The organism is Oceanobacillus sp. Castelsardo (assembly GCF_001659985.1).
Classification (GTDB): domain Bacteria; phylum Bacillota; class Bacilli; order Bacillales; family Amphibacillaceae; genus Oceanobacillus.
The window spans coordinates 92,405-117,532 of record NZ_LYCS01000010.1; the positions used below are offsets into that span (position 1 = coordinate 92,405).

The 25,128-nt window shown below is 33.0% G+C and carries 21 protein-coding genes and 12 tRNA genes; 4 read left to right on the top strand and 29 right to left on the bottom strand.

From position 1 onward, the window contains the following. Nucleotides 1-177 precede the first annotated feature (177 nt). Genes lplA through A9178_RS15240 form a run of 4 tightly spaced genes read right to left on the bottom strand, consistent with a single transcriptional unit; the run spans nucleotide 178 to nucleotide 3,272 of the window. On the bottom strand, nucleotides 178-1,215 hold the full coding sequence (gene lplA / locus A9178_RS15225) for a lipoate--protein ligase (protein WP_068676805.1): 1,038 nt from the start codon (nucleotides 1,213-1,215) through the stop codon (nucleotides 178-180). A gap of 18 nt (nucleotides 1,216-1,233) precedes the next feature. Then, the gene (locus A9178_RS15230) at nucleotides 1,234-2,115 is read right to left on the bottom strand and encodes an SIR2 family NAD-dependent protein deacylase (RefSeq protein ID WP_068676809.1); all 882 of its coding nucleotides are present in this window, start codon (nucleotides 2,113-2,115) and stop codon (nucleotides 1,234-1,236) included. Nucleotides 2,116-2,129: 14 nt separating this feature from the next. Then, nucleotides 2,130-2,912 (bottom strand): protein-ADP-ribose hydrolase, encoded by a 783-nt coding sequence (locus A9178_RS15235; protein WP_068676811.1) that lies wholly within the window; start codon nucleotides 2,910-2,912, stop codon nucleotides 2,130-2,132. A gap of 27 nt (nucleotides 2,913-2,939) precedes the next feature. Continuing rightward, the gene (locus tag A9178_RS15240) at nucleotides 2,940-3,272 is read right to left on the bottom strand and encodes a glycine cleavage system H family protein (protein WP_068676813.1); all 333 of its coding nucleotides are present in this window, start codon (nucleotides 3,270-3,272) and stop codon (nucleotides 2,940-2,942) included. A gap of 231 nt (nucleotides 3,273-3,503) precedes the next feature. Between A9178_RS15240 and A9178_RS15245 the strand changes: the two genes are divergently transcribed. Further along, nucleotides 3,504-4,688, top strand: a complete 1,185-nt coding sequence (locus A9178_RS15245) for an NADH-dependent flavin oxidoreductase (protein ID WP_068676818.1) — start codon at nucleotides 3,504-3,506, stop codon at nucleotides 4,686-4,688. Between the two features lie 841 nt (nucleotides 4,689-5,529). Here the strand turns inward: A9178_RS15245 and A9178_RS15250 are convergent. The 8 genes from A9178_RS15250 to A9178_RS15285 all read right to left on the bottom strand — a co-directional run bounded on the left by A9178_RS15250 (nucleotide 5,530) and on the right by A9178_RS15285 (nucleotide 15,475). Beyond that, nucleotides 5,530-6,534 carry a hypothetical protein gene (locus A9178_RS15250; protein ID WP_068676824.1) on the bottom strand — a complete coding sequence of 335 codons (1,005 nt, stop codon included), beginning with the start codon at nucleotides 6,532-6,534 and terminating at the stop codon, nucleotides 5,530-5,532. 60 nt (nucleotides 6,535-6,594) lie between these two features. Then, a complete protein-coding gene (locus A9178_RS15255; protein WP_082918228.1) occupies nucleotides 6,595-9,297 on the bottom strand; it encodes a DEAD/DEAH box helicase family protein in 2,703 nt (900 codons plus the stop codon). A gap of 2 nt (nucleotides 9,298-9,299) precedes the next feature. Next, nucleotides 9,300-11,171: a site-specific DNA-methyltransferase gene (locus tag A9178_RS15260; RefSeq protein ID WP_068676834.1), complete on the bottom strand. Its 1,872-nt coding sequence runs from the start codon at nucleotides 11,169-11,171 to the stop codon at nucleotides 9,300-9,302. Between the two features lie 415 nt (nucleotides 11,172-11,586). Beyond that, a complete protein-coding gene (locus A9178_RS15265) occupies nucleotides 11,587-12,147 on the bottom strand; it encodes a hypothetical protein (RefSeq protein ID WP_156520780.1) in 561 nt (186 codons plus the stop codon). 158 nt (nucleotides 12,148-12,305) lie between these two features. Further along, nucleotides 12,306-12,959, bottom strand: a complete 654-nt coding sequence (locus A9178_RS15270; protein WP_068676838.1) for a hypothetical protein — start codon at nucleotides 12,957-12,959, stop codon at nucleotides 12,306-12,308. Nucleotides 12,960-13,900: 941 nt separating this feature from the next. Beyond that, nucleotides 13,901-14,101, bottom strand: coding sequence for a hypothetical protein (locus A9178_RS15280; RefSeq protein WP_068676841.1), 201 nt, complete (start codon nucleotides 14,099-14,101; stop codon nucleotides 13,901-13,903). Nucleotides 14,102-14,588: 487 nt separating this feature from the next. Then, complete coding sequence (locus A9178_RS19520) at nucleotides 14,589-14,720, bottom strand: AbrB/MazE/SpoVT family DNA-binding domain-containing protein (protein ID WP_255376727.1); 132 nt, start codon at nucleotides 14,718-14,720, stop codon at nucleotides 14,589-14,591. Nucleotides 14,721-15,172: 452 nt separating this feature from the next. Next, on the bottom strand, nucleotides 15,173-15,475 hold the full coding sequence (locus A9178_RS15285; RefSeq protein WP_068676842.1) for a hypothetical protein: 303 nt from the start codon (nucleotides 15,473-15,475) through the stop codon (nucleotides 15,173-15,175). A gap of 478 nt (nucleotides 15,476-15,953) precedes the next feature. Here A9178_RS15285 and A9178_RS15290 point away from each other — a divergent pair, with 478 nt between their 5' ends. After that, nucleotides 15,954-17,774 (top strand): DNA methyltransferase, encoded by a 1,821-nt coding sequence (locus A9178_RS15290; RefSeq protein WP_068676848.1) that lies wholly within the window; start codon nucleotides 15,954-15,956, stop codon nucleotides 17,772-17,774. Between the two features lie 156 nt (nucleotides 17,775-17,930). On the opposite strand, the gene A9178_RS19025 is transcribed toward A9178_RS15290, so the two are convergent. From A9178_RS19025 to A9178_RS15310, 5 genes are all read right to left on the bottom strand, one after another. Then, a complete protein-coding gene (locus A9178_RS19025) occupies nucleotides 17,931-18,089 on the bottom strand; it encodes a hypothetical protein (protein WP_156520781.1) in 159 nt (52 codons plus the stop codon). A 248-nt stretch (nucleotides 18,090-18,337) separates the two neighbouring features. Further along, a complete protein-coding gene (locus A9178_RS15295) occupies nucleotides 18,338-18,778 on the bottom strand; it encodes a hypothetical protein (protein WP_068676850.1) in 441 nt (146 codons plus the stop codon). A gap of 89 nt (nucleotides 18,779-18,867) precedes the next feature. Then, complete coding sequence (locus tag A9178_RS15300) at nucleotides 18,868-19,431, bottom strand: recombinase family protein (protein WP_068676852.1); 564 nt, start codon at nucleotides 19,429-19,431, stop codon at nucleotides 18,868-18,870. Nucleotides 19,432-19,688: 257 nt separating this feature from the next. Next, nucleotides 19,689-20,483, bottom strand: coding sequence for an HNH endonuclease signature motif containing protein (locus A9178_RS19230; RefSeq protein ID WP_068676854.1), 795 nt, complete (start codon nucleotides 20,481-20,483; stop codon nucleotides 19,689-19,691). Then, on the bottom strand, nucleotides 20,476-21,150 hold the full coding sequence (locus A9178_RS15310; protein ID WP_068676856.1) for an HNH endonuclease signature motif containing protein: 675 nt from the start codon (nucleotides 21,148-21,150) through the stop codon (nucleotides 20,476-20,478). Before A9178_RS15310 ends, A9178_RS19230 begins: the two co-directional genes overlap by 8 nt. Before the next feature lie 846 nt (nucleotides 21,151-21,996). Between A9178_RS15310 and A9178_RS15315 the strand changes: the two genes are divergently transcribed. Further along, entirely contained in the window at nucleotides 21,997-22,326 is a 330-nt protein-coding gene (locus A9178_RS15315; protein ID WP_068676858.1) for a DUF771 domain-containing protein, read from the top strand. Nucleotides 22,327-22,639: 313 nt separating this feature from the next. Continuing rightward, entirely contained in the window at nucleotides 22,640-23,779 is a 1,140-nt protein-coding gene (locus tag A9178_RS15320) for a tyrosine-type recombinase/integrase (protein ID WP_068676860.1), read from the top strand. A 125-nt stretch (nucleotides 23,780-23,904) separates the two neighbouring features. On the opposite strand, the gene A9178_RS15325 is transcribed toward A9178_RS15320, so the two are convergent. The 12 genes from A9178_RS15325 to A9178_RS15380 form a co-directional block, all read right to left on the bottom strand. Then, nucleotides 23,905-23,988 (bottom strand) — tRNA-Leu (locus A9178_RS15325). 16 nt (nucleotides 23,989-24,004) lie between these two features. Further along, nucleotides 24,005-24,078, bottom strand: a tRNA-Cys gene (locus A9178_RS15330). A 36-nt stretch (nucleotides 24,079-24,114) separates the two neighbouring features. Then, a tRNA-Gly gene (locus tag A9178_RS15335) sits at nucleotides 24,115-24,189 on the bottom strand. Between the two features lie 3 nt (nucleotides 24,190-24,192). Continuing rightward, nucleotides 24,193-24,267: transfer RNA gene (locus A9178_RS15340), tRNA-Gln, on the bottom strand. Nucleotides 24,268-24,284: 17 nt separating this feature from the next. Further along, nucleotides 24,285-24,360: transfer RNA gene (locus A9178_RS15345), tRNA-His, on the bottom strand. Between the two features lie 6 nt (nucleotides 24,361-24,366). Beyond that, a tRNA-Trp gene (locus tag A9178_RS15350) sits at nucleotides 24,367-24,440 on the bottom strand. 15 nt (nucleotides 24,441-24,455) lie between these two features. Further along, nucleotides 24,456-24,540 (bottom strand) — tRNA-Tyr (locus tag A9178_RS15355). A 6-nt stretch (nucleotides 24,541-24,546) separates the two neighbouring features. Beyond that, nucleotides 24,547-24,622 (bottom strand) — tRNA-Phe (locus A9178_RS15360). A gap of 28 nt (nucleotides 24,623-24,650) precedes the next feature. Further along, nucleotides 24,651-24,727: transfer RNA gene (locus tag A9178_RS15365), tRNA-Asp, on the bottom strand. Nucleotides 24,728-24,732: 5 nt separating this feature from the next. Continuing rightward, a tRNA-Met gene (locus A9178_RS15370) sits at nucleotides 24,733-24,809 on the bottom strand. Between the two features lie 27 nt (nucleotides 24,810-24,836). After that, nucleotides 24,837-24,912 (bottom strand) — tRNA-Val (locus tag A9178_RS15375). 102 nt (nucleotides 24,913-25,014) lie between these two features. Further along, a tRNA-Glu gene (locus tag A9178_RS15380) sits at nucleotides 25,015-25,089 on the bottom strand. Nucleotides 25,090-25,128: the final 39 nt, after the last annotated feature.

Consider the following 25,128-nt stretch of genomic DNA (forward strand, 5'->3'; position numbering starts at 1 on the left):
TTTCTAATATTGCTTATGCTATAGGGCATGTTCAAAAAGTCCGGTAAAAATGACACTTCGAATTTCTTCGTTGGCTTGCTTTTCCGTTCCTCACGTATTAAGTGCATACGTTCCGGTACTCAAAGCTACGCCGCCTCGAACTTCTCGGTCCTTTTTATCCTCCTTTTGAACACTCTATTATTCCTTTTCACTTAAGATAAAGCTAATAAATTCTTCTTTCGTTAGATTTCCAAAGTAATTTTTCAAATCCAACGGCTCTAACGCAGTTAACAAGTCTTCTTTTCTTAAACGTACTCCAATTAAAACTTCTTCTATTTCTTTTACATCTTTTGTTCCGAAGAAGTCACCTGTAATCTGGATGGCAGCAATTTTAGCATGTACAATCGTCAAGCCTACACTAACCGTCCCTATTGGAAAACGTTCTGTTAAATGATATTCAAACTGTTGAAAACGGCCATAGTTCCAGTCCCAGTTGTTGTATTTCTCAGCGGCAATTTTATCAACACCCGCCCAATCCTCTGGCGTTAATTCATAGCGTTTTGCTTCACTTGCATCATCAATGTCGAGCAACTGACAAATCATATAATCCGTAAAATCCCAGACCGTCATTTCTTGGTATTCTGGTGCTAAGTAAGGACGAATGGATCCTACTCGACTGCGGACGGATTGAATACCATGAGATTCAATCTTTTTAAGGTTTGGATTCAAAACGGATACCATTGCTTCATAATTTGGATCTAATAGTAGCGAATATCCACAGTAAACGCGACCTTTTTGCACCGTCATTGCTGCACCGGAAATTTTCTTGCCATCTAAAACTAAATCATTACGACCTTTTTGGCTCAAAATAGTTTCATCTACACCTAAATTTTTAAGTGCTTGAATAGCCGGTTCATATAAACGTGCATAGTTTCCATACCTATCATGTGTACCATTAAACAAGAAACAGAAACTCATATTACGGTCATCAAGATAAATCGCACCGCCACCAGATTCACGGCGTATCATTTTAATCCCCTGTTCATCCATATAAGGTTGATTAACTTCCTCGTAAGCATTTTGGAATTTTCCGATTTGAACTACGGGATGCATCATGTATGGGAATAAAACATCATCATCTAAGAAAATATGATCTTTTACATATTCTTGTAAAGCCATGGCAGTTCCTGGGTCATAAACCCATTCTCCATTACGCTTCGATTCAATTAAATACATTTGTTAACCCCCAACTTTTCACTTGTTGTTAGCTAGATGTAACACTTCCTCAATGTCTTCATCGATTCGAACCGTTCTTGGACGAATATTTCGTGGAGTGAAATATTCTTTTTGATTCATGGTCACAAATAAAGCTTTTTCATTTTTTTCCGTCATTTGTTGGAAAGGATGTTTAATATATTGTGGGGTCGTATGTCCCACACCAATTTCTAAGAAAAGTATTTTTTTGTCCTCGTTTTCTTTTAAAAATTGTTCATAACGTTCTTTCTGTTCATAGAAATGACCATCTTCCACCATTCCCTTATCATCTCGTTTGTTAACTTCTAAAGTGGCTCCACATTTCGGACAATACGGAATTAAATCTCTAGGAATTTTCATATCGGATTGCTTCTCTACCATTTCACGTATTAAAGCCTCATTCTGATAGGTTTGTTGGTGACAGCGTTGTGAGCATTGCAACAACCCATATTCCCCTTGAATTCGAAACACTTTATCCATATCAAACTCCGCTGCATAAAACGCATTATCGGCATTCGTTGTAATTATGTGGTAATCTTTTCCTTCCAACATGTCTTTCAAATCAACATACGCTTGACCAACAGGTTGATCGAAGAAATTCAATAAACAGAAGCGACTTTGAAAGGCCCAATATTCTTGTGTATCTTCAAATTGAAATAAACTAGCTTGTAACATGTCCAAAAGACCATATTTCTCAATAAAATCAGGAAAAGCGTCTGTGAACCTTTTTCCGATATATGTAAATCCAGTTGCTGCAGACATTCCTGCACCAATACCGATAACAATTGCCTCCGCTTCATCGATTAGATGGTTTAATAAATCGGCTTGTGACAAGGATGACGCTTGCATCGATGTTTGCCAATATCTATTAGGCTGTAGCATAACAATCTCCTATTCTAGTTTTCTAATAATGACTGATAGATTAATAAATCCTTCTCTTTAAACACATTAAAAATAACTTGAAGGTTGGATTGATTCTTATTTATATATTCTTTCACCGTCTGAATTGCAATTTCGGCTGCCCTTTGATTTGGAAAATTAAATTCACCGGTTGAAATGCAGCAAAAAGCAATGGTACCTAACTGATGTTCGTCTGCTAATGCTAAACAGGAACGATAAGACGAAGCCAACAATTGCTCTTTAAACGGTGAGACACCTCGTTCATCAATAAACGGCCCAACAGTATGTATGACATAGTTGGACGGTAAATTGTATGCTTTTGTCATTTTCGCTTTCCCCATAGGCTCTTTGCGACCTTGTGCAGTAATCAAGTCATGACACTCTAACCGTAATTGCACACCTGCACGAGTATGAATGATATTGTCAATACAGTTATGATTCGCTCTTAAGCAACCTAAAAATTTACTATTGGCTGCATTTACAATCGCATCCACTGCTATACTTGTTATATCACCTTGCCATAAATAAAGTTGTGGCCGGGCAGGTTCCAAATCCTTTAATGAAATTATGTTCCGCCCATGATTCCACTCTTTCAAGAAAGCATCTTGAATCTTCATAAATGGCTTAGTGACCGATTTCGGTTCTCGAATATTACACAATCCCCGGAACAAGGTGATTTTTTCTTCTACCGTATCCAGTTTATCCATCCATTCTTTTGCATCCGGATTTTCATCCAGTAAATAATCAATTAAATAATCTAATCTAGCTTCTTGATTCATATCCTGCTCCCCGTTAAGTTAAATAACTTAAGCATCTTCTAGTTGATTAAATGCTTCTTCATCCACATCGGTTAATTTTACAATCCAGTTTTCTTCCGTCTTCGCTGAGTTTAGTAGAGTTGGTTCACTTATTGCTGCTTCATTGCGTTCCACAATTTTACCAGCTAAAGGAGAATCGATTTCATGTACCGTCTTGGAAGCTTCTAAGTTTAGAATTGGATCATCTACTTTAAGCGTATTCTCATTGCTGTATTCAATAAATCCTACAGTGCCAATATCATCTTGTAATTCAGGTGTCAAGCTAAGTGTATAAATATTGTCTTTTTTTTCTATAAATAAGAAATTTCCTCTTTTTTTCATCACTAAAACCTCTTTCGTTTTTATTTCAGAATATAAAATTTAGTATAACATATTATTAACTTTAAAATCTTCGTTTAAGTATTAAGTAGAAAACTCCTTCAACTTATGATACGTTTAGTTGGTACAATTGATTGTTATACTAAAAATATAATATATAGTGATACAGCTTAGCAATCTGTCAGCTCAGTATTAACAGTAAATATACTAGATGGAGGGTATTAAACATATACAATGAAGACTTCAGAACAGTACAGAACCTTATTTAAAAGTTTCGCTCTACCCAATGGCATAGAATTAGAAAATCGCTTTGTTCTTTCTCCAATGATTACAAATTCTTCAACAATAGAGGGCTATGTTACTGAAGAAGACCTAGCTTATGCAGAACGACGTACGGCTTCTGCACCTCTACAAATAACAGGCGCTGCGTATATCGAGGAATATGGACAATTATTTGAATACGGTTTTAGTATCGATGATGATCGTAGTATTGAAGGTTTGAAACAACTTGCTCAAGCGATGAAAAGAGGCGGCGGTAAGGCCATTGTTCAACTAACACATGCCGGTCGCTTTGCTAAAATAGCTCTTAAGGATTTTGGTGTCGTTTACGGGCCAAGTAAAATGAACTTGAGAAGTCCCGTGGAACATACCGTCTTACCGATGACGAAACGTAAAATCGGGCATGTCATTACCCAATATGCGGACGCAACCCGCCGTGCAATCAAAGCTGGTTTTGACGGTGTTGAGATTTCAAGTGCTCAGCGCTTATTAATACAAACATTCTTTTCCAATTTTTCCAATCAGCGTGACGATGAATATGGACCGCAAAATCTTGAAAACCGCTCACGTTTTGGTATCGAAGTAATGAAAGCTGTTCAGAATGTGATAGATGAAGAGGCACCTTCTAACTTTATTCTTGGATTTAGAGGCACACCTGAGGAAACGCGTGGCAGTGAAATTGGCTACAGCGTTGAAGACTTCCTTTATTTCATGGATAGAATTATGGAGGTAGCCAATATCCAATATTTAGCTACTGCAAGTTGGGGAAAGAACATCTATAAACAAACGATTCGTCAAGGGAAATTTAAAGGGGAATTCATGAACCGAGTGGTGTACGACCATATAGCTGGTCGCATTCCGGTTATGGCCACTGGTGGCATCAACTCACCAGATAAAGCACTCGAAGCATTGCAATACGCTGATTTAGTCGGCATGTCTACACCTTTTGTGACTGAACCTGACTTTGTAGCTAAATTAAAAGAAGGCCGAGAAAGCGAGATAAATTTAGGCTTTTCAAAAGAAGAACTAGCCGATTTAGCAATTCCAGAAAGAGCCTTTAAGGACATTGTTGAATTAATGGATATTGGCGGATCGCTTTCGGAGGAAGCCCGCCATGAATTTCGTAGCTTATATAAATAATGCTAATCGCAAAGTAGCTGGGAATAACTAGCCGGAATAACTGAAAAATGGTTCCGAACATCAGGTTTTGATGATTGGGACCATTTTTCTTTGGATGAATTTCATGATCTACTGTTTGATTTTCTAATACGAATTCACAATGAAAGTGTACTCGGGGACACCTCTTTTATTTTTGGCAGGAATCAATATATTTGTGAAAAAATGTGCAAATTGATTTCAAATCTTATCTTTTTCATCCTTTTTTCCCAAAAATAAAAAACACCACAAACATTGAAATATCAACATTTGCGAGTGTTCTATCGTTTCTTAATTTGTCTCGTTTATACCTAGAGATACCGGTGGTCGGGGTCGATATAGCGCTTGAAACATTGATATATCAATGTTTTTAAAGTGCTACGTGTAAAAATTGTGTAAAAGTAAACCTCTTCCTTCAAAGAAATGAAAAGTCATAAGCTTCTACTGTAAAATATATTGGTCAATAAATCCTTAATATGATTAATGTTTTGAGAAATATACAGATAAACTCTAAGTGTACCTAATCCATTGAAGACCATTTATATCAATAAACTATTTAATAATAAATGGATAAAAGTGTATAAAAAAGTATTGAAAATGATATTACTTGAACCAATTTGAACCAAAATGATAGATGTTAGTTGAATACACTTACTTTTGAAAAACGCATTTTCTTCTGGTCTTTAATCTAGATTGTAAATTAATTTTCTTAATAACATTGAAATTAATGTTTACAACAGTGAGAGTTGAACACAGAATATCAAAAATCGAGAGGGGTTTTGATAACTTCTTTACGTACTGAATAAGTGTTAATAAATGGTATAAATCATTCTATATAATATTGTCCAACACGTTCCATGTGTGAACAATGAGGACAAGTGAATAAATAATCATAAATAAATTCCTTTAACACACCATTTTTTAATTCATACTTTCCTAAACATTCATCACAAGTAAATGATAAAACTTTAAATAATTCCATATAATTTTCAGAATTAAATTCATTTGAAAAGGTTAAATCATACTTAATATTTCTTATAAGACTATTGAATGTTTTTGTATTCTCGTCTGCATTATATATTTCTTCAAACAAAGCGATTGATACTTCTATCATAAATGTCATTATAAAGGTGATTTTATCATAATATGTTTTCCAATGTTCCTGCCAAACTTTTTCATCAGAGAAAATAAAATTTAAATTCCCTACACTTGTTGGGTATCTTTTGTTCGCTGTAATTATATGTAAAGACTGATCCCATATCCTAGATAATCCCTTTGGAGAATTTTTATTATATATTACATCGACTAAAAGATCTGTATCAATTGGAAATTCAATTTTTTGACCCGCTTTTCTAAAAATATCTTCTTTCATTTCAATGCCAATTCTTGACACATCGAATGCTTGCGGTTTCTTATAAAGAATATTTTTAATCAATTCTTCTGAATCAACTAATAACCAACACAAATAGAACAAGTTGTCTTTTAAAGGTTTTCTACTGACAGAAAAGGCAACCGTTATTTTGCCTCTTTCTGAACAGCTAAAAGATTCATGCATATAATATATAAAGTCAGTTAAAATACTAAAGAACACATGAGCTTTTGTAGAGTCATAAGCAATTCTTTTATATCCATTCTCTATAAGCCAATCTAATGGACTATCCATAGAGTCTGGTAAAACTTTATTATTTTCTATATCTATTTTTTTTGAAGACAGATCATATTCATCTGCTTTTATTAATATGTCAGCAATTATATCATTAAAAAATAATAACAATTTATGTTTAGGTATAAACTCCTCAGGTAAAATTGAAGAGATAAACGACTCTGCCAATAGAATTTAACCTCCTTAAAGTATTTATGTTTTTTAACTGATTTACCACATAGCTATGTTTTATACTTCTTCAACACTCAATCCTTTAAATTCTTTGCCAAGTGCTATTTCACCTATTTGTTTAATCGATCCTCTACCATCATTCATAGTATAAAACTTAACACCTTTTATTTTTACATCTTCTGTTTCATCTTCAAAAATAATTTCAGCTTTATGTTCATTTATATAGATGAGTAAATCTTCTTTCCATTGTTCCTCTTCAATATTTCTTCCTTTAGGTTCGATAAATATTTGTACGAGGAAATCAGTATTTTTTAGAAATAAAATAAAGTCTGGTTGAAATCCTTCTAATTTTATTTCTTCATGATCATATCCAAATTGATGCAATTTTAATTTTTCATTTTTTGCAGACTCACGATGCATATTTTCATCCATTCTAATTAAATAGACATCTGAATAGTCTTCTTTTAATTCTTCAATTCTTTCAGCAATTCGATCAATTAATTGCTTCTCCGTCTGATTTATTATTGCTGAATCATATACAAAATAATCTTCTTTAATTTCATATCTCTTCACATTTTGTGGATTATTATCTGTTAATAATCTTGATGTATCATAATTAGGCACTCGTTTACGATAGTTCGAAATATACTCTTTTATTGGATATCCAATAAATTTACCTGTACCACGACGCTTACTGTAACCATGTTTAATTTGCTTAGCAACCTCTAAAAAGTACCTCTCTATTATTAAGAGCTTATCACTAGGTTTTAATATATTTCTCGTCATTGTACTAGGCACAGTTACATAAATCGTACGATTATAAATGTTTAACCAATCTTCACCTAAAAATTCTTCCCTTGATTTCAGTAACGGAATATACTTTTTTAAATTACTAAAATGATAAAATGAAATACGATTCATAACCTTTTTTAAATAACGTCGATCAAATTCAACAGCTAAATTATAAGCATTATCATAATTCTCTTTAATTTGATCATCCCTATAACTTAGTTCTTGGAGCGAAGAAATATATGGAATGACAATATTATTTATATTATCAATACCGTATTTATCTAGTGAATTATAATAATCCTCTTTTACTTCTACGGTTTCGTTATAGTATACTTTTCCATACCTCCATATGGCTGTCTGTTTAAATTTATTCTTCACTTTAACATCTATTAAGGGGTTCCTCTTATCCTCACCAGACGGTAAATTCATTTCATCTAGTGCGTTCACTAAGTTTTTCAAGTATTGTGGCTCATTAATCGTATGATAATGTATTGTTTCCAATATCAAACTATCCTCACCATCGTCTTCAAACCTTCTTTTATAAGAGCGTTCACCCTCTAAAAGAAACGGGTTATATCTCGCACCTCTTCCAATTAATTGCGCTTCTGACATTGTTGTTGCCTTTGTACCCGAAACTTTTGGATCATCACTCAAACGAACAATGTCGTATAGATTCAGAACATCCCATCCCTCAGTTAATTTAGCAACAGCAAAAATCACTCGATATAGGTTAGAAGGGCTTTCTAAGCTGTTTAATGCTTCATATTGTCCTTTTTCTAAAATTCCAGATTGCGCCGTATCATTTGCATTTATAATGCGATTAGGTGCAAATTCCCGTTTCATCTCACGTATAATTTCTGGTAATTTATCTTCATTATCTCGGTAATATTGATGTGCTAAAGCTAGCGTTTCACTATCTTCTACTCTCGTAACATGCGCTTGTCTATCTAAAAGTCCTTTCAATGAATCAACAGATAATGACTCTATTAAATTATTGAATTTTTCATTTGCTTCGTTTGATGCATCAATTCGCTGCGACTTAAACATAATAACTGGTTTAATATAGGTACCATGCCTTTCAAATGCATATCTTCTTCGGTACTCACTTAACAAGATTACATTCATCATGTTAGACTCATCTGTATTACTCGATTGAATTCTTTTTACTTTTTTAGAATATTTATCTTCAATGAAACGGTCGAGAGTATAACGATATAACACTTTATCTTTATACTTCTCATAAACTTTCTTATTCTCAAGATCAATAGTCGCCGTAAATTCTAACAAACGATTATCTTCTCTCGCATTTAATATTGTAAAAATTGCTTTTTCCCATGATTGTTCTGTTTCTTTTTCTAATTTTGTTGACGCAGAATAATGATGAGCTTCATCTCCTAAAATAACAACTTTATTTCTCGCATAATCTTCTTCGCCCATCGCATTTTCTTTTTGCGTATAAATATCTGAAGCAACACTTTGAACAGTCGATAACTTTAAATATATTGTATGTTTACTTTGATTTTTAGGGAAAGATTGCACTTGTTTTATATCAATTCTGTTCCCATCAATATCTATTTGTGGTTTGTATAAATACTTATCCGAAACTTTGTTTGTTAAGTTATCAATTGTTTTATTTAAAACACCGTTTGTATTAACTAAAAATAAAAAGTTTTGATAGCCATGCTCTTGATATAAGTATAATATCAGCCCAGCCATTAAGTCTGTTTTCCCACTTCCAGTCGCCATATTAAACAAGACATGATTAATATTCCTAAAACGAAATTCCTTTGCTACTTGAGAATAGTGGAAAAATCTAAGTGCTCCATCTTGATAATACCTATATTTATGTTTCATATTCTCAGTAATATAATCAGGAGTTTCCCAAGCACCTTCTTCGTTAAAGATATTTACGTTTAACTCTTTAACTTCTTCATATAAAGGTAATGAAAGTTGTTTCTTCTTAGACAAGATTATTCACCACTTTCTTCATAAAAACTTTTATTGAAAGCATAGTCATTATCGGAAATTAAATCACGAACATTTTCGTCGTCTATCTCTGAATAATTATAGTAGAGTTGGTTTTTATCTATGATTTTTATTAACGTTCGTTTCTGGTCATCTAATGATAATTCATGTAACGTCTCTTTTACTTTTTCTAAATCAACTTTAAAATCAATTTCTGCTTCTTTAAGCATAAATTCGAATACTTCACGCAATTGATTTTGATTTTCTGCACCCCTAATAGAATTTAAAAAACCTCTGTTTTTCTCTATTAACTCAACATAGACAAAACTTTCGCCACCCTGCCAATCAACATCTTTTGAAATACCACCTTGTTCACCTTCAATTACTTTTTGAAGACGCGGAACGGAAACGGTGTTAATATAGTTCATTTGCTCAATCCCTATATATTGACGGTTCATTTTATGTGCAACCGCTTGTGTAGTCCCTGAACCCATAAAGAAATCTAATACTATATCACCTTCGTTCGATGCTAATTGGATAATCTTATGTATTAATTTTTCTGGCTTAGGAGTTGAAAAAGTAGCTTTTCCAAACAATGATTTTAATTCTTGATTTGCTTCTCGAGTTGTACCAGATTCCAACCAAATATTTTCTGGAGTTCTTCCGGATTGATTTTTTAAGTAAATTTTACGAATAATCCCAGTATTATCTGACTTAAAAATAATTTCTCCCGTTTTAATTTTTTCCTCAATTGATTCTTTTGACCATCTCCAACCATTTTCTGGTGGTGAAATTCTTTTCCCATCAGGGGCAATAATATCAAACTTTAATGTTTGACGTAGATTGGGACTTCTTACATCTCCAGCTCTCCATAGTCCATTAGGGTCACTATCTGGATTTTTATAATTCTTATTATCTTCCTCAGTACGTGGAGCTTGGAAATTACTCAAACTTTCTTTACTTTTAGCATAAACTAATAGGTGATTATAATGTCTAGAAAAAAAACGCTCATCATTTTTGCTTTGTTTTGTATGATTCCAAATTACATCTGCTATAAAATTATGTTCATCAAAAATATTATCTAGTAATACATTTAAATAGTGACTTTCATTACTATCTATATTGATCCAAATACTACCTTCATCCATTAATAATTCTTTTGCTACTTCTAATCTATTTTTCATGAAAACCAACCATGCAGAACGATTAAAATTGTCATTATAATTAAAACTATCGTTTCCTGTATTATATGGTGGATCAATATAAATTAATTTCACTTTCCCTGCATACTTTTCTTTTAACGTATGTAGGGCTAAGAGATTATTCCCTTTAATAATTAAATTATCATCATTGTTAAAACGATCAACTTCTTCCATCCTGTCTCGACTATACTTTTTCGCATTAACTAATACTTTTTTATCTAGTAAGACATCAATCTCTTCTTTTGCAATCATTTCATTTAAAAATGGTTCATTCGGCTTTAAATCGTCTTTCTCCGTATCTTCTTTTGACATGCTCGCTTTTAAAACAGTATCTTTATATGGAAAATCTAATACGACATCTGCCGATTCATCAATGAATTTACCGTTTACTGTTAGACCAATTTTTTTCGAGTACTTTGTATAAGAATCTTGCCAGTATTCATCTGCTTCAAATAACTCAATTAGTTTATTCGTCTGCAAGACAATATTACCTTCGATATCAATCGTGAAATTTTCCTTTATTTTTTCGTTATGAATGAATTCTCTTAACAAATGTTTTTCATACCTATCTAAGTCTTGAATGACCTTACTTTTATTTACATTGTCTTCAATAAAGTATTTATCACCGAATTTTTCTAATGTACTTCTAATTTCTTTATTAATTCTTGTCTCCATATTGTTTTCACTCCTTAAAGCAATTTAATTTATAAATGAGCATTATTAGTTTCAATTATATTAGTAACATATTTGAATAAATCGTTTTCATAGCATATCTTTCTGCTTTTATTCTATCACAGTAATATATCTTGAAGAAAAAATGGGAGTTATTTCTCCCTTTTAAATATAACCTCTTTCTTTCAGGCATTATTAAGTACTGCTGATTTAATTACCTCGCGTGCGTGGATGAATGAGTGAGGCATTCCAACATGACAATGATGAAACAACATTATTTTAAACACATAACAAAAAACACTTCACAATCAATAAAGCGAGACGCCATCTTTACTCCGTCTCCTGGGCTTCAACATCTTGTTACTTCTAATCTTATCCCTTACTATACGACTGATGATTATCTCGTTATGACATGTCATCACAACGTCATCTTGCTGTCAACATCCTTTTGCTCAGCTAAAAATTGACGATATAATCGGTCAGTCAGATTACTCATTGTCGTACCGTGTTGTCTGCAATACGACTGGATATCTTGTTTAAGGATTGGATCTAATCGCATACTGGTCATCACTTTGCGATAGTCTCCAACAGTATTATTTTTCTTCTTGTTTTTAAGAGGATCGAGATAATTAGCATTCCTAAATATAATTGCAAAATATGGACTTTGATTCCCCATCTTATCTTCATATACGTTCTCTTTTATATCAGCTTTATTAAAATTACCCAATAACTCTCTGAAAACAGCCTTTTTTAATCCTCTTGAGATTGTCTTTTTTCTTTGGTCATTAATTTTATAATTTCTATCTATGGTAGTCATATATTGATATAAGGTTTGCGTATTAACCAATACCTTTTTTTGATTATTGCTGTAAAAATACTCCTCTGCATTCTTTCGCATCCTCTTAACATCTATATCAACTACCTCTCTCACAATTAGTGTGGGATTATCGGTATTTGTATATTTTTTTTTATTTCTCATAGTTTTCACCCCGTAATGTATTAACAAGTATTTACTTTTTATATACATTTGTATTTGCATTAACAAATCTTTTATCATTTTCCTCTAAACTTCCCTATCTACTTCCTACCAATCTTCCCTATCTACTTCCTACTAATCTTCCCGTCCTACTTCTATTGTCAATCTACCTCAATCTTACCTGCTATAATATCTATCAACACCTGATGTACTATATTACTCACCGTCACCCGTCTATCCTTTGCTATATCATTAATCTTATTTTTTAAATTTCCATTGAGTCGTATATGCAAATAATTATCTTTTTTAATGCTTTGCAACTCTCTTAAATCTACACTTAAAATATATGATTTTAATTTATTCTCTACTTTTTTAACATGCGCCTGTTTCGCTTTTTTAGGAGGTATGTGGGCTTTTTCGACCCGACCCTTCGTTTTGCTACTAGGACTACTAAAATATAATTCTAATCCTTCATTTTGACCTCTTCTGATATCGAAATACTCATCTGCATGACGTGCATCCGTCTTAGCCATTTTCAATCTTATTCTATTAGGATAAACGTATAACCTTACCCTATTAGTCTTATTATGACTGTCTTGTACCTTTATCAATGCTTTTAACATCGCTTTATGATAATCCTCGCAACTAACTCCATAAGTTTCGTCATGTTTCTGTCTTACCTTATAACGTTTAGTAATATATGCCACATCTTTAGATTGACTCTCGCCTGTCTCTACCTGCTTAATATATTCCTTCATTTTTCTCTTAAAGTGCTTAACATCTTCATCTATTATCATATTTAATTTATTTACCATTACAACCATCCTCTATTGTCAACACACATTGTAACAGTGGTGTGTATTAATATACTCTGTCCTCACTATTATTTAATACTTTCCTTGCCAAATTACTTTCCAACATAATGTTCTCAACAATGTTTCGATTGATCTACCAATTTCCTTGTAATACAATGTCCATCAAAATTGCCGGACATAAAAAGGAGACTGATATAAATAGAAAAAGCTAAAATTGAAAGAATTTCACTGTAGTAAATTTGGTACATTATTAGTATCACCATTAAAGCCTAATAAAGTTTTTGGTAACAAAGTCTATGATACTCTTAAAGACTTCTTGTTCAATTTTATGTAAGTTCCTTATGTATTTAAAAAACTGATTGGATGAAATTATGTTTACTGTTTGTTCGTCTGATACTTTACCATCTTTTTGTATGTTGATTGTTAGTAGATAGTTAGTTTCTTCACTTTTAAGATCGTCTACAATCATATAAGCATTTAAAACAGTGATATCAATTTGTTTATATATGTCTTTATCTAATGGTACATCAGAAAAGACACTCAGCATTAGTTGAGTGTCCTATATTTCAGCTATATGTCTATTAACATCTTCAGTATAATATTTACTATACTTTCTCTTTTTCCTGGGCAATATACTTTTTGTTACTTCCAACTGTTGTATGTTTATTCAATTTATCGTTTGCTTAACCTGATATATCGGATTTGATTTTATGTTTAATAATGTCATTATAATCTTTTTGATTTAACCCATTTCGTTCAACCTCCCCCCTCCCATACCGCTTTTCACACCGATTTTACTTTCAACTGAATTTTTTTATCTATATAAAGTTGTCGGGGAAAAATACATACAGAAAAAAGTTACTATTATCAAATTTCATTACCTTCTGGTTTAACCCAATCAATTTCTTAATAAATGTTTTTGACATCAGTGTAATCTTGCCTCATCCATTTTTCAGCTCCCTTATCACGGTTTGAATGATATGCTCATCCACGCCGTTAAAGAAGGAAAGTTCAAGGCTGCCTGATTTCACCGTACAAACAGGGACAGGGGCTTCCGGGGATTCTAGCGGGATTGCTAACGTTGATTCTTTCTTTTCGGGATGGAGTGTTACCGGGACAATGATCAGTTCTTCATGAGACATAGAAAAGCACCTCCTTCAATTGATATTTCTATCTTAGCAGGAGGTGCTGGATTCTTGTATGCGTTGTTTGATTACGGGCTTACTGATTATGCTCATCTTGAACCTGTCTCATTTCACTTAGCATCGTCCTATCATAGTCCTCCTAATTAACTCCCCTTGTCTTTTCCTAATCCTGTCTTGCTTTATATCGCTTAGATATATATTTACTACTCTTTGACGACAACTCACCTGACTGACTCTATCTGCTATACATACTCCTCCATTTTATTTTTAAAATACTTAACATCTGTCGCTATCATAGTATTTATTTTATTTGTCACTATACAAATCTTTATCTAGCCTCAAAAATCTTCCTTCTAAAAACAAAAAAGGAGCACAATTAAATGTCCTCCTTGATGGTCCCGTTTTAGTTATAAAGTGTAATCTCAATATTTCTATCTCCGCATTATTGCCTAATTCTACCACTCCAGCTTTATATTATATGTTTTTACAACAATTCTTTTCCCATTGGCCTGCTAAAATACTCTTCATGACGGCTTTCGTCTGTACATTTAGCTAATAATTCTTCTAACGTTGGTTCTCCGGATTTCTCTTTATTACCGTTGTTTTCTTCTGTCATATGTGACACCTCCTGTCTTCTCCTAATTTTTCTGTATATATATTTTTTTGGATTAGCTCCTACCTTTTTCCCCTTACTCTCTATTTTCTCTAACTAATCTAAATACATTTAATTAATCTCTATTCGAATTGATTTGAATTAATATTAATTGTGATTTATTCCTCCCTATTACTATTATACCCACTATATAAGTTGATTCGATATATTTCTTATCCATCCATTTCTTCTTTGGTTTTAAACTACTACGTACACCCTTTAATCCCCTAAAACATTATAACCCTCTATCAACTAACTCCCTTCCCTTTTCTTATCCAAGTCTTATTCCCGCCCCTATATTTACATATATATCCCCCTGCAAAACCTTAAACAAATCATTAATTGGTCAGAAAAATGGACTGTTAAAAGGAGAGCTTTCAATAAAAAAGACTAGGAGATTTCTCCCAGCCACTATCTTACGCTTCAATTTCTGCTAAAAATTGCTCCACTCTCCTATTTACTTCTTTATGTAGCATATGAATTGCTTCTCTTTTACGCATTTGTCGGTTTAAATTAGCATAAACTAGATTTTGTAACTCCGGGTAGTCCATAATTAAATATGCCCTTACCGACTTCCCTCGCATATGGACGACCTTATACTTGCCGTTTTTGTTAATCACTGAGATGTTAAATCCCTTTCTGTTCTGTCTACGATACATTTTCAAGGCAAGGTTGTATATCTCTTCTGCATATTCTAATGTAATTTTGATTTTCTTCATGATAATATCTCCTCCCTGGTCTATTACTGCTTGTTATGTATCCTTTTTTCTGTTCACAACCTCTTTCTCCCCCTTAGGGTAATTCTTTTCCAATCAGATTTACTTTCCCTCCTACTAACTTTCTCCTACTATTTTCATTTCTTTTCCCAACTACTAAATATCTACTCCATCTCTACTATTTATTCTTATTGACTTATTCTTAATCCTTATTAATTTTTCGATTTGTTTTCTTAATCACTTAAATTCACTTGTTCTAAACTACTACTTACAACCCCAAAAGACCTCAAATACATTGTAGATTATAACTTTTAAGATTCTCCTCTATTTCTTATCAAACACTAAATTTTTGTTGTTTTTCCACCCAAAAATCTATATCGGATAGACTAACCATCCTATATTGTTTGAGAATTAGTCTAAATAGTGGACAAATAAATAGAGATTTCAGTACTATAAGTAGGTTGGCTTAGGAGTGTTCAATTTGAGAAAAAAATATGATAAATCATTTAAGATTTATGCGGTAACAGAAGTATTAAACGGAAACAAAAAGGTAACTGAGGTTGCAAGGGAGTTAAATTTAGTACCCCAAACATTACATAAATGGGTACAAGCTTATAAAACTGATAAAAACAATGCCTTTTTAGGAAGTGGCAATAGAAAAAATACAAAAAATAGATATATTCAAGAGCTTGAAGAAGAAAATGCCATACTGAAAAAAAGTATACATTTATCTGATAATAAAAACAAAATCTATGATTTTATTCATAAACACAAGGATGAATTTCCTATAAAAAAAATGTGTGATCTTTTAAAGGTTTCAAAAAGTGGATATTACTCGTGGGAAGGAAGATCACAGAGTGACCAGGAAAGAAGAAAAAAATATCTTACATCCCAAATAAAACAAATATATCTAAAAAATGATGGGAGAATTGGTAGTCCAAAGATAACTAATCTTTTAAATAAAAACGGGACTAAAGTTTCCCAAAAAACAGTTTATCGTATACTACTTGAAAATAAAAATAAATGGATAAACAATTACACTGCATATAGTCATGATATTGGGCTTGCAAGCGGGGGAAGATATCTTAAATCCAATACAAATGTTGTTTTAGACTTCCCATTTAAAGATTGTACCTTAAATAATTCAAGTGATAGTTTTCTACATAATGTGATTGCAAAAGATCAAATTGACGATATACTTGCACCTAAGGTTTTTAATAACATCAAAAGATATGACGTAAATGGAGTACATGAAATATCATCATTTAAAGAGACTGACAATTTAATCGTTAAAGGAGATAATTTAATCGCCTTACATACTTTAAAAACACGCTTCAAAAACAAAGTAAAGCTTGTATATATTGATCCTCCATATAATACAGGAAATTATCATCTAAAATATAATGATTACTTTTCACATAACGAGTATCTAGTATTCATAAAAAATAGACTCGATGTTTCAAGAGAATTGCTAAGAAATGATGGTGCTATTTACATACATTGTGACGATAAAGAACAGGCTTATTTAAAAGTTCTCTGTGATGAAATTTTCGGAAGGGAGAACTTTGTTACACAAATAGTTTGGAGACGTACAGAAAGTCAACAAAACACTTCACAAATTGCTAATGTTACAGATTATATAATGATTTTTGCCAAGGATAAAAGGAAATATAGAATTAATAAGATGCCCTTATCTGAGGATGCTTATAAAGCTTATAAATTTGAAGATGTAAACGGAAAATTTCGTCTAGATAAAGTTTTAGACCGTTCGGGATATTATACATATGGTGTTCTAACACCCAAGGGGAATAAATTACATGGACCATGGGTTTATAAGGAGTCTACATTTCGTAAATTAAATACTTCTGGAAACATATATTGGTCAAAAGCAAACGAAGTTCCATATAAAAAGGGTTATTTAAAAGATGACGTAAAACAGATTCCAATTAATTTTTGGGGAACAGAGTATGGAACAAACCAGCAAAGTTCTAGAGAGATAAAAAATTTATTTGGTAAAAGAGTATTCATTTATCCTAAACCAGAACTACTCATGTATCATATATTAAAAATAGGTAGCGATGTAAACGACATTGTTTTGGATTTCTTTATGGGATCCGCAACAACACAAGCTGTGGCTCACAAGATGAAACGTCAATATATCGGGATTGAAAAGATGGATTACATTAATACAGTATCTGTACCAAGATTACAAAAGGTTATTGAAGGAGAACAGGGTGGCATCTCTAAAAAAATAGAATGGCAAGGTGGAGGTAGCTTTGTTTATGCTGAATTAGATGAATAATTTTGAAGCAAAAAAAGAGCAGTGGATCAGCTACCCTTTTCCACTCAATTTATTTTCAATCTTTTTTTAAAAGTCCGTGATAGTACAGTAATGTAGAAAATTATTACTGCATTATTTCTAGATTAAATCATCAATTAATTGAGATTAATTGATGATTTAATCTGTTGATTCCTTCCATTTATCAAGAATTTTTCTAACGAAATCTCTTCGTTCTTCTTTAGAAAGTGCATTGTAGTTATGGTAGGCATCTGAAACTTTTACTTCCGTTTTAGGAGCATTAATGATTTTAAGTGCTTCTTCTTCATTTAGAGTCAAGGTCCTAGACTGTGTAGGTATATTTTCTTCTTTCTTAAGATATAATAAAAAAGACGATGTGCTGATAACACATCACATTAGCGGTAACTTCATCGCTCGAAGCGGGAGGTTGCTCTTATATGTTATTTGATAGAAGAACCACCCGTGCTTTTGGTTGAGCGATTTCGGGTGGTCCTTTTTTTGAATTTTTTCTCATATTACTTTATTAATTGATTCAATACCGTAGTTCATCTTCCATAATCCGCCTGTTAATTAGACCTTCCCAAGTTCTCTCTTTTTTGATTTTCCGTTTTCTCCTTATAATTTATAAAAATTCCATCTATACCATTCAGTTTTACGATTATATTTTCAATAGTGGCATTTACTAAATCTGATATTATTTCATTAATAAAATTATCAAACTCATCCTCGCCTTTAGCTAATATCTCCTGAATTTCTGAAATTTCCTCTACTGCTATAGAAATAACATTCTCCATTTCTACTATAGGAATCCAATCTATTTTAATAGGCTGTCTATTGCTTAATGTTCCTTTGACGAAGTGCTCTATTGTATGTTGTTCATTTACATACTCTTTTAAAAACGGATGATCTTTAATCAAATCGGATTCATCATTCTGGTGATACAAAATTGCTTTAGCATTTGGATAATAATATATTCTCTCGTCATCATATAATTTATTAAATCCCAATTCTTTATATTCTCATTAATATATTTGTACATTTTATTCCTCCCCAATTAGTTTAACCTTTGCTAGATCTCTTTTGCCTTGAAAGCCTTTTACCGTTTCCTCTCTTTCAGCTTTCTCTTTGCACGGATCAGCGTACTCTTACTAATTCCAGTCATTGCCTCTACTTGTTTATATGAGTTCATTTCTAATAGCTTAAGAGCGTGTTCTATTTGCTTTTTAGAGTATTTATTCGGGCGCCCCTCTCGAAAATCTGGTTTTTGTCTTGCTATAGCTTTTCCTTCTTGTGTTCTTTCCACGATCATATCACGTTCAAACTCAGCAAACCCACTCATAATCGTTAATATAAGGCGTCCGGTAGGTGTGTTTTCGACTAGACCCATGTTTAATACGTGAACCTTCACGCCACGTTCAAATAGCTCTTTAATGATACTTATACCATCCTCTGCGGATCTAGCGAATCTATCTAATTTAGTGATAACCAACGTATCACCATCTTTTAACACGTCCAGTAATTTAGTAAATTCAGGTCGTTCCTTTTTCGTCCCAGTAAACTTCTCTTTATAAATAACCTCGCAACTTTCCTTTTTTAACTGTTGTACCTGTGACTCTAAATCTTGATGGACTGTACTTACCCTTGCATATCCATATTTCATATGAACCCCCTTTTCCGCAATTCACTTATGGTCATAAGTTGCAACACCAGTAGACACCCCGATATTACAACAACGCTGATGTGGTGTCAATACTTTTGAGTTATGATACCACACTTTTTAAATGAAATAAAAAGTCGGCACTTACAATAGGTTTTCATCAGTCTTTATTCAACTAAAACCTCGGATAGTTCGGGTGTACTTTCCACAATCTTTAATATCCATTGATAATTTCAGCTAAAAGTTACCAGATGTTTGTTCTAATGACGATTTATTATTTCATCTATAAACCAACTCGACGTTGTATTTGTTTCCCTTTTGAACTCTTTCCACTCACTCATAGTCATATCAGCTTTTGCTCGATTTTCAAACCATGTTAAAAATTGCAGATTATCTAAATCGTACGTTCCCCCTCTAGACGAGGGTACAATATGGTCTAAAGATAACCTTGTCCATATTATTTTTCCTGTATCTATCCATAAATCATAAATTTTATTAAAAGCTTCATCTTTATAAAACTTCTCTAAATAGGCTAAGTATTTCTTTTTATTAAAGTGTTTTTTAACTCGATCCCTATATAAAGCTTTATTTAATGCTTGTAATCTCTTTGTATCTCCATATTTCTCTATATCTCCTAAGGTAATATCAAATTTCATATGATTAATCATATTTTTACGATTTGACTTATCCGGCATTTTTTTATCTTTCCAAAAACCAGGCTGGCCTTTTTTAGATTTACTAATTTTTTGTTTATGTTCCTCTGAAAATGCCCTTAACCTGTTCGACCTTTTTATATATACCCCAAGTTCATATAAAACTTCTCTCACTACATGGCGCTTTAACTTCAATTCTTCTACAATCATGGGTATAGTTTTATCTTCTTCATATAATTCTTTTACTTTTAATTTCATTCCTACGCATAAATTAACTTTTAAAACACCTGATTGAAGTAATATCCTCCGAATTTTAGAAGGACTTGCACCTAACCTTTTTGAAATCGTTCCAATCTTTAATTCTTCCTCTGAATACAATTTTACAATTAATTCTCTATTCACTTTTTTCACTTCTATCAGCGAAAATATTTTCTATAAATAAATCAGATTGAACATTACCAAGCTTCTTACATTGTTCCCATTCTTCTACATTCATATCTACTTTCATTCGATTTTCAAACCAGGTTAAAAATTGATAGTTATTCAATTCCCACTCTCCACACTTTGAAATTGGTATTTTATGATCAAAAGACGGATACATCCACTTATTATAATCACTTTCTAGCCATAACTGATAGATAGCATTAAAATTTTCATCATAATAAAAGTGATCTAAAAAGACTTTTCTTGTCTCGTCATTATAACCTATGTATTCCCGATGTTTTCTTAATAACTTCATTAAGACTTTTAACTTTTCATAATCGCCATATACAGAAAAATCTATATCAGACCGTAGTTTGGTTTTAATTTGTTTATATATTATTTCTTTAGGCAAATTCTTTCCTTTCAACCAACTACTTCTACCTTTTAACGATTCACTCAACTTTTTTTTATGCTCTTCTGTTACTGGTTTGGAACGCTTTTTCTTTTCAATCTTCACTCCATGTTTTACTAAAATCCTTTTTACTCTGTGGTGGTCAATCCCTACAATTTCCCCAGTATGCCTTAATGTTTTATCTTCTTCCACGTACAACCGAACTACTTCGTTCTCGTCAACCTCTTTTGACATATTATCTACCCCCTATAATTAGTGCTTTAATTATAAGTTTTTCCAAATTATAAATGATTATTAAGGAATGTACATTTTTGATTATATAAGAATTCACACTTTTAATTGTTTACCCTTTTCTGTAAAAGCTGCTATAACCCAACAAAACATCCCTTACTGTAGACTAAGAATTACTCACACAGCTATCTTTGTCATCTGAATAATTCTTTTAATTTATATCGCTCATTCCTTTTAATGAAATCAAAAAGCGTACATTTTCAATCCACTTTTATATGTTCCTTATATCTTTCAATTAGTTTCAAATTAACTTCTCAATTTTACTTGTCCACTTTTTAAACTAATGCTAGTTAAAAAATATTTTAAAACACGTAAAATACTTTAAGGTATAACAGAAAAAAAATAAAAGTTTATCAAACCTTTATGTATCAACCTTTAAATCAAAAGTAATAACTTCCTTTTCCCATAAAAAACCACTCCCTAAGATATTTTCCCTATTTGGATAAGTTTTGGGGCAGAATCTTAATTCTTATAAGTTAAAGTAATAATAGTTTCAAATTTGATCTTATAAATCTAAATTGGGGGTAGTTGTATTTATGGAGAACAACGAGAAAGTACAAGATTTATCGTGTCTATTACACGAGAACAAGCATCTCGTTTTCCGGGCATAGACCCAAAATCATTTGATAAATATATTCGACCACATAGAGAACTTGGTCGTTTCATGATTGGTCAATAAAAAGATAGGTATCTATCCATTTACAACCATGACGGCATGATCACCTATATCAATCGTACTTGTATACTATCAATTTTAAAATATATGTTGAAAGGAAAGATTATTCTAATATGGTAGATTCATTACAAAAATTACACTTAGATATTGAAATATTAGTACCAAAAGATTCAATTCTGATTAAAAAGGTTGAACTGTTAGAGCTAAAAAAACAATCATTAACCGGGGTTTACTGGACGATGAAAGATCTAGAAAATCGAATTAACAAAAAACAACATTGGATAAAAGAAAATATCTTATACAAACCTAAATTCAAAACGATTTTAGACTCTACAAATGGAGGATTTGTCTATTATCCAAAAATCCAAGGTCAGACATGGTCATTTCAAGCAATAAAGATGGCTGAATTCCTTGATAAAAATTTCAATGAAATATTTAGTTAGGTTAGGGCGCTAAACTATGGCAAGCTATCATTATATTTTTTTGATAGAAAATCTCTCCATCTAATAGGGAAGAAAATAATAAATTAAAGATTGCAGAAAGTAGAGTATTACAATTTTTATATTTCTTGATCTAGGAGTTGATAGAGATGAAGTAAACGCAATTTCTTATCTTCTAAGCTTCGCATGATTAACAATGAATATATATTAATCCAATACTTTCAATTATTAACAAAGCTATACAAAAATATATAATATGTTTATGATAAGGTGGACCCAAAGACCACCTTATCTAAAATTAAAGAGGTGGAATATAATGGCAAGTATACAAAAAAGAGGAAAGACATTTCAATATACTGTAAGTTACACTGTAGGTGGAAAACAAAAACCAATTAGAAAAGGAGGTTTCCGTACTAAACAAGAAGCTAGGATTGCTGCTGCTGAAGTAGAAGTTCAATTAGGAAAAGGCATAATCCCCACATTGAAAAAGATATCCTTCAATGAATTCCTTGAAAATTGGATTAATCTATACAAAAAGCCAAAAGTAAGTGCCGTGACATTAGAGCATTATAAGTATTCGTTAAAAGCAGTAAATGACTTTTTTCAATACAAAGCTATTCAGGATATCAATAGACAAGACTATCAAATGTTCTTAAACAAGCTTGGTGAAGGAAGGGCAAAGGAAACAGTTGCTAAAATCAACGGTCATATTAAAGCGTGTGTAAAAGATGCAATTGAAGAACAAATTATTCAAATCGATTTCACAAGAAAAACTGAACTCAGTTGGACAGTTCAATCAAAAAGATCTTCTGAAAAACATTTAAGCTATGAAGAAAGTGAACGACTAATCGAAGAGATATGGAAAAATCTCGAAAATGGATTAGGATATTCATTGTTGCTTTTAGCAATTACATCAGGTATGCGTTATGAAGAACTTATAGGACTAACAAAAAAAGACTTTGATTTTGTAAATAACACGATAAACGTAGATAAAACCTGGGGCTACAAGAAAAACTCACCGAAAGGTTTTGGACCAACCAAAAACGAACAATCAATTCGCACAATTAAGATGAATATAAAAACAATGACTCATTTTAAGAAGTTATTAAAAACAACACCAACAAATCTTAATCAGTTGGTATTTTACAGTCCATCTTCAAAATACAAAGTCATAAGCAATACAAATGCTAATATGTTATTAAGAAAGTTATTGACTGAATTGAATTTGAATTCTATTACTCTTCATGGTTTACGACATACGCATGGAAGTATATTGTTATACAAAAAAGCCACAATTCATTTTGTAAGTGAACGATTAGGGCATGGCGATATAGAAACAACATACAAAGTCTATACTCATGTAATAAAAGAATTGCGAGTTGAAGATGAAGAGCTTACTATGAAAACTTTTGAAGATATGATTGAGTGTGCAAATCAATGTGTAAAAAATGTGTAAAGTCGTTTAAAAATCTACCGTTTTCTAACACATACTCAAAATACAGAAAAAACTCGCAAACCTTTATACATCAAGGTTTACGAGCTAAAAAATATTTTTTATATTAACTAAAAACAAACTAAATATACCGGTGGTCGGGGTCGAACCGACACGTCCCAGAGGACACGGGATTTTGAGTCCCGCGCGTCTGCCAATTCCGCCACACCGGCAAAATAAAAACAAAAATGGAGGCGGTAACCGGATTTGAACCGGTGATAAAGGTTTTGCAGACCTCTGCCTTACCACTTGGCTATACCGCCGTATAAAATATACGTTATACTATATTCAATTTTCTTTGGAGCGGAAGACGGGACTCGAACCCGCGACCCCCACCTTGGCAAGGTGGTGTTCTACCACTGAACTACTTCCGCATTTGGCTGGGCTACTAGGATTCGAACCTAGGATACACGGGATCAAAACCCGATGCCTTACCGCTTGGCTATAGCCCAACAGTTTTAATTTTAAATGGGGCGACCGGTGGGAATCGAACCCACGAGTGCCGGAGCCACAATCCGGTGCGTTAACCCCTTCGCCACGGCCGCCATATATGGCAGGGGTAGTAGGAATCGAACCCACATTGACGGTTTTGGAGACCGTAGTTCTACCGTTAAACTATACCCCTATTATAACATAAAAATGGTGGAGGGGGGCAGATTCGAACTGCCGAACCCAGAGGGAGCGGATTTACAGTCCGCCGCGTTTAGCCACTTCGCTACCCCTCCAACAAATGGTGGCTCGGGACGGAATCGAACCGCCGACACACGGATTTTCAGTCCGTTGCTCTACCGACTGAGCTACCGAGCCATCATAATGGAATCTATTAATTTAGAAATGGCGGTCCGGACGGGACTCGAACCCGCGACCTCCTGCGTGACAGGCAGGCATTCTAACCAACTGAACTACCGGACCATTTTTGGTTGCGGGGGCAGGATTTGAACCTACGACCTTCGGGTTATGAGCCCGACGAGCTACCAGACTGCTCCACCCCGCGATATAAGAAAAACAAATTAATTTTTAATGGTGGAGGATACAGGGCTCGAACCTGTGACCCCCTGCTTGTAAGGCAGGTGCTCTCCCAGCTGAGCTAATCCTCCGACGCACAGGATGTGCTAGTGCATGTGTGCGACAAACCTTTACGGTGGGACGAGTAATCGGAATCCCAAGACGTCGCGTACTTAACATGCCTTCCTTGAAATTGGTGACCCGTACGGGATTCGAACCCGTGTTACCGCCGTGAAAGGGCGGTGTCTTAACCGCTTGACCAACGGGCCAACTATGTACTGGCGGAGAGCAAGGGATTCGAACCCTTG

Bases quoted from the DNA above. Each gene is read 5' to 3' on its own strand.
- lplA (WP_068676805.1), bottom strand. From the start codon at position 1,215: ATGTATTTAATTGAATCGAAGCGTAATGGAGAATGGGTTTATGACCCA.
- A9178_RS15230 (WP_068676809.1), bottom strand. From the start codon at position 2,115: ATGCTACAGCCTAATAGATATTGGCAAACATCGATGCAAGCGTCATCC.
- A9178_RS15235 (WP_068676811.1), bottom strand. From the start codon at position 2,912: ATGAATCAAGAAGCTAGATTAGATTATTTAATTGATTATTTACTGGAT.
- A9178_RS15240 (WP_068676813.1), bottom strand. From the start codon at position 3,272: ATGAAAAAAAGAGGAAATTTCTTATTTATAGAAAAAAAAGACAATATT.
- A9178_RS15245 (WP_068676818.1), top strand. From the start codon at position 3,504: ATGAAGACTTCAGAACAGTACAGAACCTTATTTAAAAGTTTCGCTCTA.
- A9178_RS15260 (WP_068676834.1), bottom strand. From the start codon at position 11,171: ATGGAGACAAGAATTAATAAAGAAATTAGAAGTACATTAGAAAAATTC.
- A9178_RS15265 (WP_156520780.1), bottom strand. From the start codon at position 12,147: ATGAGAAATAAAAAAAAATATACAAATACCGATAATCCCACACTAATT.
- A9178_RS15270 (WP_068676838.1), bottom strand. From the start codon at position 12,959: ATGGTAAATAAATTAAATATGATAATAGATGAAGATGTTAAGCACTTT.
- A9178_RS15280 (WP_068676841.1), bottom strand. From the start codon at position 14,101: ATGTCTCATGAAGAACTGATCATTGTCCCGGTAACACTCCATCCCGAA.
- A9178_RS19520 (WP_255376727.1), bottom strand. From the start codon at position 14,720: ATGACAGAAGAAAACAACGGTAATAAAGAGAAATCCGGAGAACCAACG.
- A9178_RS15285 (WP_068676842.1), bottom strand. From the start codon at position 15,475: ATGAAGAAAATCAAAATTACATTAGAATATGCAGAAGAGATATACAAC.
- A9178_RS15300 (WP_068676852.1), bottom strand. From the start codon at position 19,431: ATGAAATATGGATATGCAAGGGTAAGTACAGTCCATCAAGATTTAGAG.
- A9178_RS15310 (WP_068676856.1), bottom strand. From the start codon at position 21,150: ATGTCAAAAGAGGTTGACGAGAACGAAGTAGTTCGGTTGTACGTGGAA.
- A9178_RS15315 (WP_068676858.1), top strand. From the start codon at position 21,997: ATGGTAGATTCATTACAAAAATTACACTTAGATATTGAAATATTAGTA.
- A9178_RS15320 (WP_068676860.1), top strand. From the start codon at position 22,640: ATGGCAAGTATACAAAAAAGAGGAAAGACATTTCAATATACTGTAAGT.